The following is a 13,708-nucleotide window of genomic DNA, read 5'->3' on the forward strand; positions in this document are numbered from 1 at the left end:
TAGCCACCCAAACCATACGCAGGCGTGTGCACGACTTGACCGGATCCGCCCGCGGGACCAGAATATCTCTATATCGCGATAGGAAGATATTATGGATCTGGAGGACTGGTCGACCCGGCTGAAGGTGTTCGCCGATGCGACCCGCGTGCGCCTGCTGGCGTTGCTGGAGCAGGAAGAGCTGACCGTGGCCGAGCTGTCGGCGATCACCCGGCTGGCGCAACCGCGCGTGTCCACCCACCTGGCCAAGCTGAAGGAGGCCGGGCTGGTGCGCGACCGCCGCGCCGGCGTGTCGGCCTACTACCGCTTCGACGAGGCGCAGCTGGACCCGGCGCAGCGCGCGCTGTGGCTGGCGCTGAGCACCGGCAGCGACGATCCGCTGCTGCGCCAGGACGCCGAGCGCGTGGCCGCGGTGCTGGCCAACCGCGCCGCCGACCAGAACTGGGCCGACTCGGTGGCCGGCGACATGGAACGCCACTATTCGCCCGGCCGCACCTGGGAAGCGCTGGCGCGCACCGCGCTGCCGCTGCTGGAAACCGGCGACGTGCTCGACATCGCCTCCGGCGACGGCGTGCTGGCCGAACTGGTGGCCCCGCATGCGCGCCGCTACGTGTGCATCGACACCAGCGCACGGGTGGTGGCCGCGGCCAGCGAACGCCTGCGCCGGCTCGGCAACGTGGAAGTGCGCGAAGGCGACATGCACGCGCTGCCGTTCGCCGACGCCAGCTTCGACCTGGTGGTAATGATGCACGCGCTGACCTACGCGTCCAAGCCGGCGCAGGCGGTGGCCGAATCGGCGCGGGTGCTGCGCCCAGGCGGACGCCTGCTGCTGTGCAGCCTGGCCCGCCACGAACACAAGGCCGCGGTGCATGCCTACGGCCACGTCAACCTCGGCTTCGCCTCCAAGGAACTGCGCAAGTTCGTGCACAAAGCGGGGCTGGACGTGTCCAGCCTGGAAACCGTGACCCGCGAGAAACGGCCGCCGCATTTCGAGGTGGTGTCGTTGATTGCGGTGAAGCCGGAGGCGTCGGGACTCGGGACTCGGGACCCGGGACTCGGGACCCGGAAAAGCCAGAGCCGAAGCAGGAGCAAGATCATGAGTACATCCGCTTTTGACCGAGTCCCGAGTCCCGAGTCCCGAGTCCCGGGCCTGCCCTGGCTCCACCCCCAGCGCACGCAGAAACTCCTGCAGGCCCTAGCCGAACGCATCCTGATCATCGACGGCGCGATGGGCACCATGATCCAGCGCCACGACCTGCAGGAAGCCGACTACCGCGGCGCGCGCTTCGCCGCCGGCTACGACGGCGCGCACGTGCATGGACCCGGCTGCGACCACGCGCCGCAGGGCCATGACCTGAAGGGCAACAACGACCTGTTGCTGCTGTCGCGGCCGGAGGTGATCGCCGGCATCCACCGCGCCTACCTCGACGCCGGCGCCGACCTGCTGGAAACCAACACCTTCAACGCCACCTCGATCAGCCAGGCCGACTACCACCTGGAACACCTGGTCTACGAATTGAACAAGGCCGGCGCGCAGGTCGCGCGCGACTGCTGCGACGCGGTCGAGGCGCTCACCCCGAACCAGCCGCGCTTCGTCATCGGCGTGCTCGGCCCGACCAGCCGCACCGCCTCGATCAGCCCCGACGTCAACGATCCCGGCTTCCGCAACACCAGTTTCGACGAGCTGCGCGGCACCTACCGCGAAGCGGTCGAGGGCCTGATCGACGGCGGCGCCGACACGCTGATGGTGGAAACCATCTTCGACACGCTCAACGCCAAGGCGGCGCTGTACGCGATCGAGGAAGTGTTCGACGCGCGCGGCGGGCGCCTGCCGGTGATGATCTCCGGCACCATCACCGACGCCTCCGGGCGCACCCTGTCCGGACAGACCGCCGAAGCGTTCTACGCCTCGGTCGCGCACGGCCGGCCGCTGTCGGTGGGGCTGAACTGCGCGCTCGGCGCCAGCGACCTGCGCCCGCACGTGGAGACCCTGGCGCGGATCGCCGACGGCTATGTCAGCGCGCATCCCAACGCCGGCCTGCCCAACGCCTTCGGCGAGTACGACGAGACCCCGGAGGAAATGGCGGCGACGCTGAAGGAGTTCGCCGAATCCGGCCTGCTGAACCTGGTCGGCGGCTGCTGCGGCACCACCCCGGCGCATATCCAGGCGATCGCCGAGGCGATGCGCGGGCTGCGTCCGCGCACGCCGCTGGCGGCGCAGGCGCAGGCGGCCTGAGATGCGCGCGCATCCGCTGCCGCTTCCTGCATGCGCGCGCGGCGCGGCGAGCGCCGCCCCCGCCGCTGGCGCACGCGCGCCCACCGCAACGATCCTGCAAGGCTGACCTATGTCCGTGCGCATTACCCGCCTGTCCGGCCTGGAGCCGCTGCTGCTGACCCCGGACCTGCTGTTCGTCAACGTCGGCGAACGCACCAACGTCACCGGCAGCGCGCAGTTCCGCAAGCTGGTCAAGGAAGAGCGCTACGAGGAAGCGGTGGAGGTGGCGCGCCAGCAGGTCGCCAGCGGCGCGCAGATCCTCGACGTCAACATGGACGAGGGCCTGATCGATTCGGAGAAGGCGATGACCCGCTTTCTCAACCTGATCATGTCCGAACCGGACATCGCGCGCATCCCGATCATGGTCGACTCCTCCAAGTGGAGCGTGATCGAGGCCGGGCTGAAGTGCCTGCAGGGCAAGAGCGTGGTCAACTCGATCTCGCTGAAGGAAGGCGAGGCGGTGTTCGTCGAGCACGCGCGCAAGGTGCTGCGCTACGGCGCCGCCGCGGTGGTGATGGCGTTCGACGAGCAGGGCCAGGCCGACACCTGCGCACGCAAGGTCGAGATCTGCAGCCGCGCCTACCGGATCCTGACCGAGCAGGTCGGCTTCCCGCCGGAAGACATCATCTTCGACCCGAACATCTTCGCCGTGGCCACCGGCATCGAGGAGCACGACAACTACGCGGTGGACTTCATCGAGGCCACCCGCATCATCCGCAAGACCCTGCCGCACTGCCACGTGTCCGGCGGCGTGTCCAACGTGTCGTTCTCGTTCCGCGGCAACGAGACCGTGCGCCAGGCGATCCACTCGGTGTTCCTGTACCACGCCATCGCCGCGGGCATGGACATGGGCATCGTCAACGCCGGCGGCATGCCGATCTACGACGACCTGGACCCGGACCTGCGCGAGCGCGTGGAGGACGTGATCCTCAACCGCCGCCGCGACGGCACCGAGCGCCTGCTGGAGATCGCCGAGCGCTACAAGGGCAAGAAGGGCCAGAGCAGCGTCGAGGACCTGAGCTGGCGCGAAAAGCCGGTGCGCGCGCGGCTGGCGCACGCCCTGGTGCACGGCGTGGACGCCTATGTGGAACTCGACACCGAGGAAGCGCGGCAGCTGTCATCGCGCCCGCTGGACGTGATCGAAGGCCCGTTGATGGACGGCATGAACGTGGTCGGCGACCTGTTCGGCGCCGGCAAGATGTTCCTGCCGCAGGTGGTCAAGTCGGCGCGGGTGATGAAGAAGGCGGTGGCCTACCTGCTGCCGTACATCGAGGCGGAAAAGCTGCGCACCGGCGACACCGGCAAGTCCAACGGCAAGATCATCATGGCCACGGTCAAGGGCGACGTGCACGACATCGGCAAGAACATCGTCGGCGTGGTCCTGGCCTGCAACAACTTCGACGTGATCGACCTGGGGGTGATGGTGCCGACCCAGACCATCCTCGACCGCGCGCGCGCCGAGAACGCCGACATCATCGGCCTGTCCGGGCTGATCACGCCATCGCTGGAGGAAATGAGCCACGTCGCGCGCGAAATGCAGCGGCAGGGCTTCTCGATGCCGCTGCTGATCGGCGGCGCCACCACCTCGCGCGCGCACACCGCGCTGAAGATCGATCCGCACTACGCCGCGCCGACGGTGTGGGTGAAGGACGCCTCACGCGCGGTCGGCGTGGCGCAGTCGCTGATCTCCAAGGAGCTGCGCGCCGCGTTCGTGGCCGCCAACGACGCCGACTACGCCGAGATCCGCCAGCGTCACAAGAACCGTGGCGACGCCAAGCGCCTGGTCTCGCTGGAAAAGGCGCGCGCGCAGCGCTTCGACGGCGGCTGGGACGCGTACACCCCGCCGGTGCCGAAACAGCCAGGCCTGCACGTGTTCGACGACTATCCGCTGCCCGAGCTGATCGACCTGATCGACTGGACCCCGTTCTTCCAGGCCTGGGAACTGGCCGGCAAGTTCCCGGCGATCCTCAGCGACGCGGTGGTCGGCCAACAGGCCAGCGACCTGTACCGCGACGCACGCGCGATGCTCAAGCGCATCGTCGGCGAGAAATGGCTGACCGCCAAGGCGGTGTTCGGGCTGTGGCCGGCGCAGGCGGTGGGGGATGATGTGGAGGTGGTGATGGGGCGGGACTCGGGACTCGGGACTCGGGACTCGGCAGATGCATCCGTTGCCGGTCCGGCCTTGCAGGCAAGCGCTTCCGAGTCCCGAGTCCCGAGTCCCGAGTCCCGCCACCTCCTGCACTTCCTGCGCCAACAAGTCGACAAACCCGTCGAACGCCCCGATTTCTGCCTGGCCGATTTCATCGCGCCCAAGCACAGCGGCAGGCAGGACTGGATCGGCGCGTTCGCGGTCACCGCCGGCATCGGCATCGAGCCGCACGTGGCGCGCTTCGAGGCCGAGCACGACGACTACAATGCGATCCTGCTCAAGGCGCTGGCCGATCGCCTGGCCGAGGCCTTGGCCGAACGCCTGCATCAGCGCGTGCGCCGCGAATTCTGGGGCTATGCCGAAAACGAGGCCTTGGACAACGAGGCGCTGATCGCCGAGAAGTACCGCGGCATCCGCCCTGCCCCCGGCTATCCGGCCTGCCCCGAGCACAGCGAGAAGAAGACCTTGTTCGCGTTGCTCGACGCCGAACGCAACGCCGGCATGTCACTGACCGAAAGCTTCGCCATGCTGCCGACCGCGGCGGTCTCCGGCTACTACTTCAGCCATCCGCAGAGCCAGTATTTCGTGGTCGGGCGCCTGGGCAAGGAACAGGTCGCCGACTACGCGCGGCGCAAGGGCGTGCCGCTGCTGCAGGCCGAGCGCTGGCTGGCCTCGAACCTGGACTACGATCCGGAGTGAGGGCGTCCTTCTCCCACCGGGACAAGCGGCTGTTCCTTCTCCCCTCGGGACCATGGCCCCCTTTTTGGGGGAAGGTGGCGCGCAGCGCCGGATGAGGGGACGGGCGCAGCCTCGCGCATCCAAACTCCGCGAGACGCTGCGCGCCGGACCCTCACCCCAACCCCTCTCCCGACGGCCTGATTAGCGCTGTGTCTCAGCTGTCGTACGCAGTTGCTGCTCTGTGAGCCTTCCCGCGCCGGCCAGGGCACTGGCCAGGCGCGGCACCATGGCGGCCAGGTTGAAGCGGCGATTGAAGCGGTAGGCATGCGCATGCAGGTAGCGCGCGCCGTATTTGGGGAAGTCCACCGCATGGTGGGTGCCGCTAAGCGCCGTTTTGAGATTGCCCAGGATCGTATTGACCCAACGCAGACGAGGCTGCTGGACGCCTTTGCGGCCGCTTCCGGTCACGATGGCATCGTGGGTCAGGCCTGCCCAGCCCACACCGGTGAACGCTGTCAGCCCATCACTGACGACATGGGTGCCCGGTGCCAGTGCCTGCTGAGCCCACGTGTGCACGACGCTTCTTCGGAAGCTGGAGACCACATCCAGGCGGAGATAGCGCGGGCGCCCTTGATGCAGGGAAACCGCTGCAATAAACGGCACTTTATTGCGCCACTGCGGTTGGCCTGGACCACCGGCGCGTTCGCCGCCCAGATAGGCATCATCGATCTGGACCTCTCCGTCGAGCCGGCGTGACTGCTCACGATCGGCCATCGCCGACATCACTTTGTGCTTGATCCGCCATGCAGTGCGATAGCACACGCCCAGTTGCCGAGCCAGTTCCAGCGCAGCAATTCCGTTCTTGGCTTGGCTCACCAGATAGATGGCCAGCCACCACACCCGCAAGGGAAGCTTGGTGTCTGCCATGGGCGTGCCGGCGGTCAAGCTGGTCTGTACCCGGCAGCGCGCGCACTGCCACAGGTGCTGGCGTCCCCGCTCAAAGCCACTGGCATGCGTGTGTCCGCACTGCGGACACACGAAGCCATTGGGCCACCTGGCCTGAACCAAGGCCTCGACACATTGCGCCTCGGAGCCGTAGCGGCTCAGAAAAGCCGGAATCGAAAGCCCCTTTTGGAACTGGATCCGATTGAGCGTCATCGCCGTATCTCACTGAAGAACCTGCATTTCTAAACCAAGGCAGCATCACCAGCTGAGACACAGCGCTAATCAGGTCCCGACGGGACAGGGGCTTAAAGCCTCATCGCAGCAGCACCGACAGGCCGAGTCCGCCCTGCCAGTCCGAGCTCGGCGCGGACAAGCCGCGCAGCACCGACAGGTCCAGTTGCACGCGCTGCGCGATCAACCAGGTCAGGCCGGTCCCGAGCGCGCGCATCTCGTCCTCGCCGCCGCCGATGCCGGCTTCGGCATAGGCGCTGAGGTTGCCCTGCGCGTAGAACGTATAGCTCGGCGACACGGTCCAGCCGTGGCCGTCATCGCTGTCGCTAAGGTTGGCGTACAGCGCGACATTGCGCCCGCCGTCCAGGTCCCAGCCAGCGCTGACGCCGAGGTCGTAGCGCTGCCCGTCGTCGCCGTACGGCGCGCGCCCCACCGGCACGGCGGCGGTAGCGAACAGCGCCCAGGAAAACCTGTCGCGCGCGCTCGGCAGCGCCCATTTCAGGCCGACGCTGGCATCGCCGCCGCCATGCCCGCGGAAATCCTGGCCGGTGCCGCGTACGCGCTGCCAGACCTGGCTGTCGAGGGCCAATTGCAGTTCCGCCTGCGCGCTCAGGCCGATCCGCAAGCGGCTGTCGGCCACGTACTCGGTGCTGCGCACGCCGCCGCTGCGGTCGTAGCTCACGTCCGACAGCGCCTGCTCCCAGGCGACGCTGCCGGCCGGCAGGGTCTGCGAGGCGAAGCCGATGCCGGGACGGTCGAAGACCGGCGCGTCATCGGCGCAGGCGGCTCCGGCCGCGCCCAGGCTGCCAAGCAGAACCAGCGCACACCCCAGTATGGGCGGGTAACCGCGCCGGACGCGAACGTTCGCTCGCTGCGGGCCAACAGGAAGGGCTATGGTCATCGTCGGACTCCGTGAAAGTGGGCGACGCCGCCGCTCACGGCGTCGCCCCCGATTCTGCCTGCACCGCCTTGAAGTGCGCCGTGAAGCTCGGCAACAGCAGCCGATTGCCGTAGCCGCTGAGGTGATCGGCATCGAAGAACAACGGATGCCCGTCGCGCATGCCGGCGCAACGCTGCGGCTCGCACAGCACCGGCAACGGATCCCAGACCGAGGCATGCGGCAGCCGCGCGGCGATCCGCTGCAGGCTCTGCAGCACCGGCGCACGGTAGCGTTCCATCGTGTCGCGCGGGATCTGCGTGCCACGCGCGCAGATCGCGTTGCCGCGGTTGAACCAGTCCGCACAGCGGTACGGCGGCGCGCGCAGCAGCGGCTTGGGCGCTTCGAACACGATGCGCACGCCGCGCTGCGCCAGCGGCTGCAGCAGCGCCACCGCCGCCTCCTCGCCGGCCGCGCGTACCGCTTGCGCTTGCACACTGTCCTGCTCGGCCATCACCGCCGCCTCGTCGAACAGTTGGGTCTGCTCGGCCAGGCGCAGCAGCCGCAGCGCGGGCAGGAACAGCACATCGCCGTCGCGCGCCTGCGCTTGCACGTCGGCCAGGGTGCTGCGCTCGTAGGCCTGGCAACCGGCATGCGTCGCCTGCCAGGCCTGCAGACCGACGATCGGACAGCCGCCGACGCCGTACAGGCGCACCGCCACACCGCTGCGCAACGCAAAGCGGCGCAGCAGTTCGGTGTAGGCCAGCGCATGCGAATCGCCGGCGACGAACAGCTGCCCGCCATCGCGGTTGCGCAGATCGCAGTCGCCGCGCTCGAACAGCTTGGCGCTGCCGATCTGCAGCTCCGCCCGTCCGGTCTTCAGCGTGCAATGCGGGAACTCCTTGCGCATGCCCTTGGCATACGCGTACCAGTCCAGCGGATGCCGGCTCACCGTGCTTAGCGCGTAGTAGCGCTGCGTGCCCAGCAATAACGCATGCACGCCGGCGGCGAGCAGGATCAGGCCCAGTCCGGCGGCGATGGTCCGTGCCGGGGTGCGCATCCTGCCGATGCGGCCGCTGCGCCACGGCAATTCCACCCAGCGGTACGACGCGATCGCCAGCGCCGCGACCAGCAGCAGCGCCAGCGCTTTGGCCAGCGCCGACTCCAGGCCCACGGTCCAGCGGAACAGCACGAATACCGGCCAATGCCACAGGTACAGCGAATACGAGACGCGGCCGATCGCCACCACCCCGCGCTGCGACAGCGCCCGCTTGATCCAGCCGGCGGGCGCGCCGTGCAGCAGCGCCAGCAGGCCCAGCGTGCCGAGCACCGGCCACAGGCCGTCGGGCCACGGCGAGTGCCCGGGGCGCGCGCGCCACAACCCGAAGCCGACCAGGCCCAGCGCCAACGCCAGCAACGGCGAACGCCAGCTCCAGGCCGCACGCGGCACTGGCGCAGCGCCGCCATCGAAACGCCCGCTCAGCGCCAGCGCCTGGTACAGCAGCACGCCGCTACCCAGTTGCCAGAAGCGCGCGGTAGTCAGGTAGAACGCATCGCCGGTCTCACCGCCGCCGCGGCTGCGCAGCAGCGCATGCGCCAGCGAGCCGGCCGAGGCCAGCGCCACCAGCAGCAGCGACCACACGCGGCCGCGGCCGCCGCGGTTCCAGGCCAGGAACAGCAGCGGGAACAGCAGGTAGAACTGCTCTTCCACGCCCAGCGACCAGGTGTGCGTATACGGATTGAACTCGGCCTTCGGCGAGAAATAATCGTTGCCGGTGGCGGCCAGCACCCAGTTGCTGAGGCCGACGAAGGCCATGCGCCCGGTCTGTGCGCTGGTCTCGCTCAACCAGGAGTCGGGGATGAACAGACCGCTGGCCAGCGCGGTGACCAGCAGGCAGGCCAGCAGCGCCGGCGCGATGCGGCGCATGCGCCGCGCGTAGAACTGCGCGAACACGCCCCAGCTGCCGGCCGCCGGCAAGCGCTGCAGCGAGGCGCTGACCACGAAACCGGAAATCACGAAGAACACATCGACGCCGGTGAACCCGCCCGGCAGCCAGTCCGGATCCAGGTGGTAGGCAATGACCGCCAGCACCGCGAGCGCACGCAGTCCGTCGATATACGGCAGATAGCCGCCCGCCGCGTGTGCGGGCGATGGCGGGTGCAGGCGCTCGGTGCCTGCGCTCCCCGTCCCTGGGAACGCCACCCTTACCAGACCAGATCGTCGGGGATCTGGTACTTCGGATCGGCGTAGGGATCTTCTTCGGCGGTGGCGTTCGGATCCACCCGCAGCGCCACCGACGCCGGGAAGATCGCCTCGGCCTGATCCAACAGCGCCGCCGTCACCAGCAGATAGCGCCCGTTCTGCTGCAGCACGCCCAGCTCGCCGGCATTGAGCGCCTTGAGCTGTTCGGCGGTGACGTAGATGCGCTTGATCTTGCCGCCATAGGGGAAATGGCGGGCGATGTCGGCCTCGGCGTGATTCAGCGCCTGATCCTTGAGCAGTTCGTCGAGCTTGGCCCGCGCCTCGCGGCGCAGCCGTGCCTGTTCCTGCTTGAGCCGCTCGGCCTCGATGCGCTCGTCCTTCTCGCGCTGCGCACGGATCGCATAGGCCTTGGCCAGATCGATGTCCTCGCGCGAGCGCGGCGGCCGTGCCGATTGCGGACGCGCCGGTTGCTGGCCAGGCGCGCCCTGCGGACGGCCTGCCCCCTGTGGACGGCCGCGGCCGTCGCCTGCCGCGTGCGGACGCGCGGCGCCGTCGCCACGCGGACGGCCGGCGCCGTCATGCGCGCGCGCGCCACCGGGCTTGCCGGCGGCGTGCGGGCGTTCGCCACGCACGCCTGACGGCTTGTGCGCCTGCCCCGGATGCTGGCCGGGCCGCCCCCGCGCTGGCTGCGCGGGCGTGGCATTGCGCTCTGGGCGTTCGGGTTTCGGCACAGGCTTGAAGCCCAGGCCCAGCAGCTGGTCGCGGAGGGTATCGCTCATCGTGGCAGGATCGGATCGGTATCAATAATGCGGAGGGGGTGGTTCGTCGGCGGCATCGGCATACAGCGTGCTGCGCACCTTGCCCAGGTCTTCGAGCAGGTGGCGCAGCAGCGTGGCGTTGCGCTGGCTTTCGGCTCGCGCCTCGGCCAACGCATCGCTCACCTCCGACAGCGCCTGTTCCTGGAAGGACAGGCGCGTCTCCAGCTCGATCAACCGGTTCTCCAGCAATCGATCCTGGGTGGAGAAGTCATGCTTCACTGATCGAACGCCCGCGACCGATGCCATAGTAAGCTAGGCCGAAGCTCTCGATTTCCTGCGGATCGTAGAGATTGCGGCCGTCGAACACCACCGCGTCGCCGAGCAGTTCCTTGATCCGGGTGAAATCCGGGCTGCGGAACTGCTTCCATTCGGTGACCACGACCAGCGCATCGGCGCCTTCCAGCGCCGCGAAGGCGTCCTCGCAGAAGCTCAGGTCGTCGCGTTCGCCGAAGATGCGCTTGGCTTCCTCGGTGGCTTCCGGATCGTAGGCACGCACCGTCGCCCCGGCCTCCCACAGCTGCGCCAGCAGGCGGCGGCTGGACGCGGCGCGCATGTCGTCGGTATTGGGCTTGAACGCCAGGCCCCACACCGCGAAGGTCTTGCCGGCCACGCTCTGGCCGCCGTAGTGGCGCTGGATCAGCTCGTACAGGTGGCCCTTCTGCGCCTCGTTGACCGCTTCCACCGCGTCCAGCAACTTGGCCTGGTGGCCGTACTGCTGCGCGGTACGCGCCAACGCCTGCACGTCCTTGGGGAAGCACGAGCCGCCGTAGCCGGCGCCTGGGTAAATGAAGTGCCAGCCGATGCGCGGATCCGAGCCGATGCCCTGGCGCACCTTCTCCACGTCGGCGCCGACCCGTTCGGCAATGTTGGCGATCTCGTTCATGAAACTGATCTTGGTCGCCAGCATCGCGTTGGCCGCGTACTTGGTCAACTCGGCCGAACGCACGTCCATCTCCACGATGCGATCGTGGTTGCGGTTGAACGGCGCGTACAGACGGCGTAGGCGCGCGGCGGTGCCCGGCTTGCTGCTACCGATCACGATGCGGTCCGGACGCATGCAGTCGGCGACCGCGTCACCTTCCTTCAGGAATTCCGGATTGGACACCACGTCGAACTCGATGCTCTCGCCGCGCTTGTCCAGTTCGGCGGCGATCGCCGCGCGCACCTTGTCGGCGGTCCCGACCGGCACTGTCGACTTGTTGACCACCACGGTCGGTCCCTGGATGTGCTGGCCGATGGTGCGGGCCACCGCCAGCACGTACTGCAGATCGGCGCTACCGTCCTCGTCCGGCGGCGTGCCGACGGCGATGAACACGATATCTCCATGCGCGATGGCGCTGGCCGCATCGGTGGTGAAGAACAGCCTCCGTGCGGCGTGATTGGCCTTGACCATCGGCGAGAGGCCAGGCTCGTAGATCGGGACCACGCCCTTGTTGAGCCCATCCACTTTGGCTTGGTCGATGTCCACGCATACCACGTGATGGCCTACCTCGGCCAGACAGGTTCCGGTGACAAGCCCGACATAGCCGGTGCCGAATATCGCTACGCGCATGTAATCTCCCTTTCGGTTATTGAAGGATGCCCAACAGTTCCACGTCGAAGGTCAACATGGCATCCGGGCCAATCGGGCCGCCCGGCGTGCCCTGCGGGCCGTAGCCCAGGTTCGACGGAATCCAGAAACGGTATTTGGAACCGACCGGCATCAGCGCCACGCCCTCGCTCCAGCCCGGCACCACCTGGCTGAGCGAGAACTCGGCCGGCTGGCCGGTCTTGTACGAGCTGTCGAACACTTCGCCGTTGATCAGCTTGCCTTCGTAGTTCACCCGCACCTTGCTGGTCGGCATCGGCCGCTCGCCGCTGCCCTGGCGCAGCACCATGTACTGCAGGCCCGACGGCGTGGTGACCACGCCCTTCTGGGTCTTGTTCTGGGCCAGGAAGGCGTTGCCCTTCTCGCGGTTCTCGGTGGCCGCGGCGGCCTGCTTGGAGGCGCTGAACGCCTGCAGCGTGGCGGTCGCCTGCTCCTGGGTCATCGCGGTGTCGCCCTTGGCGAACACGGTACGCACCGCGCCCATCAAGGTGGCCAGGTCGATCTCGTTCTGGATCCGCGCCAGCGACGGGCCGACCGCGCGGTCGCCGAGCATCAGGCCCACGTTCTGCTTGGACACCGGCGGCGGCTGGCTGCCCGGCGCGATGCCCGGCACCGGCTGCCCGCTGCGCGCGGCCATCTGCGTGCGCAATGCGGTGTCGGTGGCCTGCGCCTGCTCGTCGGACAGCAGCGGCTTGCCGCCCTTGAACGCATTCTCGATCGCGCGCTGCATGGCGTCCAGATCGATGTCCTGGGCGATGGGCTCGAACGAGCGCGCCACGTCCATGCCGATCGCGTAGCTGACCTTCTGCTTCTCGCTGCCCAACGCCGCCGGCTTGGCCGCCGCCGGCGCCTGCGCGGACGCGCCGCCGGCCACCACCGCCATCCCCATCAACAGCGACGCCACTGCGCCGCGCATTCCCATCTTCATTCGCTACGTTCCTGGAAGTGAACTAGAGGCGCCCGATGGCGCAGAGGCCGCATTGTCGCATGCGCGGCAACGATATCGACCTGGATTCAATGTGATCCCGACGGCGCTTTCAGTTCGCGTTCGATGGCCGCACGCAGGGCCGGATCGTCCGGCGCGATCTTGCTGGGGAACTGCGCGACCACGCGTCCGTCGCGCGCGATCAGATACTTGTGGAAGTTCCAGCCCGGCGCCACGCCGGTGGCCTTGGTCAGTTGCTGGTACAGCGGCGTCGCCTCGGCGCCGAGCACATGGACCTTCTCGAACATCGGGAACTTGACCCCGTAGGTCAACTTGCAGAATTCCTGGATCTGCTGCTCCGAGCCGGGTTCCTGGCCCTTGAAGTCGTTGGACGGGAAACCGAGCACGCTGAAGCCCTGCGCGGCGTAGCGCTGCTGCAGCTGTTCCAGGCCGTCGTACTGCGGGGTGAAGCCGCACTTGCTGGCGGTATTGACCACCAGCAGCACCTTGCCGCCATAGGTTTTGTTCAGATTCACCTTGTCCTTGCCGGCCAGCGGACGGTAGTCCAGGTCCAGCAACGACGCCGCCCAGGCACTGCCGACAGTGCCAGCAGCGGCCAGGATCGCGAGGAAAAACAAGCGTTTGGATAGTTTCATCGGTGCACCGTAAGGAGAAAGGGAAACGCGCAGGCACTAGGTCATGCGTTGGGGTGGTCGCTGTGTTGACATGACGTGTGACGGTGTTATAGTTAAATACAACACCACTCACCCAGAGCAGGGCAAACGATGAACCTCCAACGCATGCAGCGCAGCCTTCCGGCCATGGTCATCGTCGGCGCCCTGTTCTCGGTGAGCTGGGTCGGCGCCCAAGGTAGCCAGGGACGGTCGCCCGATTATGGCGCCAGCGAGCCGCAGGAAGACAGCCACGCCCCTCCCGCCGCGCCTGCGCCGGTGCGGCGGATGCGTGCATCGCTGTCGATGCCCTATTTCTCCTTCGCGCACACGCTGCGCCCACGGAGCTGA

The 13,708-nt window shown here is 68.1% G+C and carries 11 protein-coding genes and 1 pseudogene; 4 read left to right on the forward strand and 8 right to left on the reverse strand.

The window, feature by feature from the left end:
- Positions 1–91: 91 nt before the first annotated feature.
- From KHF85_RS11370 to metH, 3 genes and pseudogenes are all read left to right on the forward strand, one after another.
- Positions 92–1,066 (forward strand): annotated as a pseudogene (locus tag KHF85_RS11370) (ArsR/SmtB family transcription factor); the annotation flags it as partial.
- 27 nt (positions 1,067–1,093) lie between these two features.
- On the forward strand, positions 1,094–2,233 hold the full coding sequence (locus tag KHF85_RS11375) for a homocysteine S-methyltransferase family protein (protein ID WP_284569534.1): 1,140 nt from the start codon (positions 1,094–1,096) through the stop codon (positions 2,231–2,233).
- A 109-nt stretch (positions 2,234–2,342) separates the two neighbouring features.
- Positions 2,343–5,120: a methionine synthase gene (gene metH / locus KHF85_RS11380; RefSeq protein WP_284566760.1), complete on the forward strand. Its 2,778-nt coding sequence runs from the start codon at positions 2,343–2,345 to the stop codon at positions 5,118–5,120.
- Between the two features lie 180 nt (positions 5,121–5,300).
- Here metH and KHF85_RS11385 read toward each other — a convergent pair whose 3' ends face one another.
- The 8 genes from KHF85_RS11385 to KHF85_RS11420 form a co-directional block, all read right to left on the reverse strand.
- Positions 5,301–6,257: an IS1595 family transposase gene (locus KHF85_RS11385; RefSeq protein ID WP_284566649.1), complete on the reverse strand. Its 957-nt coding sequence runs from the start codon at positions 6,255–6,257 to the stop codon at positions 5,301–5,303.
- A gap of 100 nt (positions 6,258–6,357) precedes the next feature.
- The gene (locus KHF85_RS11390) at positions 6,358–7,176 is read right to left on the reverse strand and encodes a transporter (RefSeq protein WP_284566761.1); all 819 of its coding nucleotides are present in this window, start codon (positions 7,174–7,176) and stop codon (positions 6,358–6,360) included.
- Between the two features lie 34 nt (positions 7,177–7,210).
- Positions 7,211–9,355: an acyltransferase family protein gene (locus KHF85_RS11395; protein WP_284566762.1), complete on the reverse strand. Its 2,145-nt coding sequence runs from the start codon at positions 9,353–9,355 to the stop codon at positions 7,211–7,213.
- 2 nt (positions 9,356–9,357) lie between these two features.
- The gene (locus KHF85_RS11400) at positions 9,358–10,134 is read right to left on the reverse strand and encodes a DUF2058 domain-containing protein (RefSeq protein WP_284566763.1); all 777 of its coding nucleotides are present in this window, start codon (positions 10,132–10,134) and stop codon (positions 9,358–9,360) included.
- A gap of 21 nt (positions 10,135–10,155) precedes the next feature.
- Positions 10,156–10,392: a SlyX family protein gene (locus KHF85_RS11405; protein ID WP_003481221.1), complete on the reverse strand. Its 237-nt coding sequence runs from the start codon at positions 10,390–10,392 to the stop codon at positions 10,156–10,158.
- Positions 10,382–11,725: a UDP-glucose dehydrogenase family protein gene (locus KHF85_RS11410; RefSeq protein WP_064539007.1), complete on the reverse strand. Its 1,344-nt coding sequence runs from the start codon at positions 11,723–11,725 to the stop codon at positions 10,382–10,384. The genes KHF85_RS11405 and KHF85_RS11410 overlap by 11 nt, the downstream gene beginning before the upstream one ends.
- A 16-nt stretch (positions 11,726–11,741) precedes the next feature.
- A complete protein-coding gene (locus KHF85_RS11415; protein ID WP_284566764.1) occupies positions 11,742–12,689 on the reverse strand; it encodes an FKBP-type peptidyl-prolyl cis-trans isomerase in 948 nt (315 codons plus the stop codon).
- An 86-nt stretch (positions 12,690–12,775) separates the two neighbouring features.
- Positions 12,776–13,342 carry a glutathione peroxidase gene (locus tag KHF85_RS11420; RefSeq protein WP_284566765.1) on the reverse strand — a complete coding sequence of 189 codons (567 nt, stop codon included), beginning with the start codon at positions 13,340–13,342 and terminating at the stop codon, positions 12,776–12,778.
- A 129-nt stretch (positions 13,343–13,471) separates the two neighbouring features.
- Between KHF85_RS11420 and KHF85_RS11425 the strand changes: the two genes are divergently transcribed.
- Positions 13,472–13,708, forward strand: coding sequence for a hypothetical protein (locus KHF85_RS11425; protein ID WP_009603375.1), 237 nt, complete (start codon positions 13,472–13,474; stop codon positions 13,706–13,708).

This window comes from Xanthomonas graminis pv. graminis, from assembly GCF_030168915.1.
Classification (GTDB): Bacteria; Pseudomonadota; Gammaproteobacteria; order Xanthomonadales; family Xanthomonadaceae; genus Xanthomonas_A; species Xanthomonas_A translucens.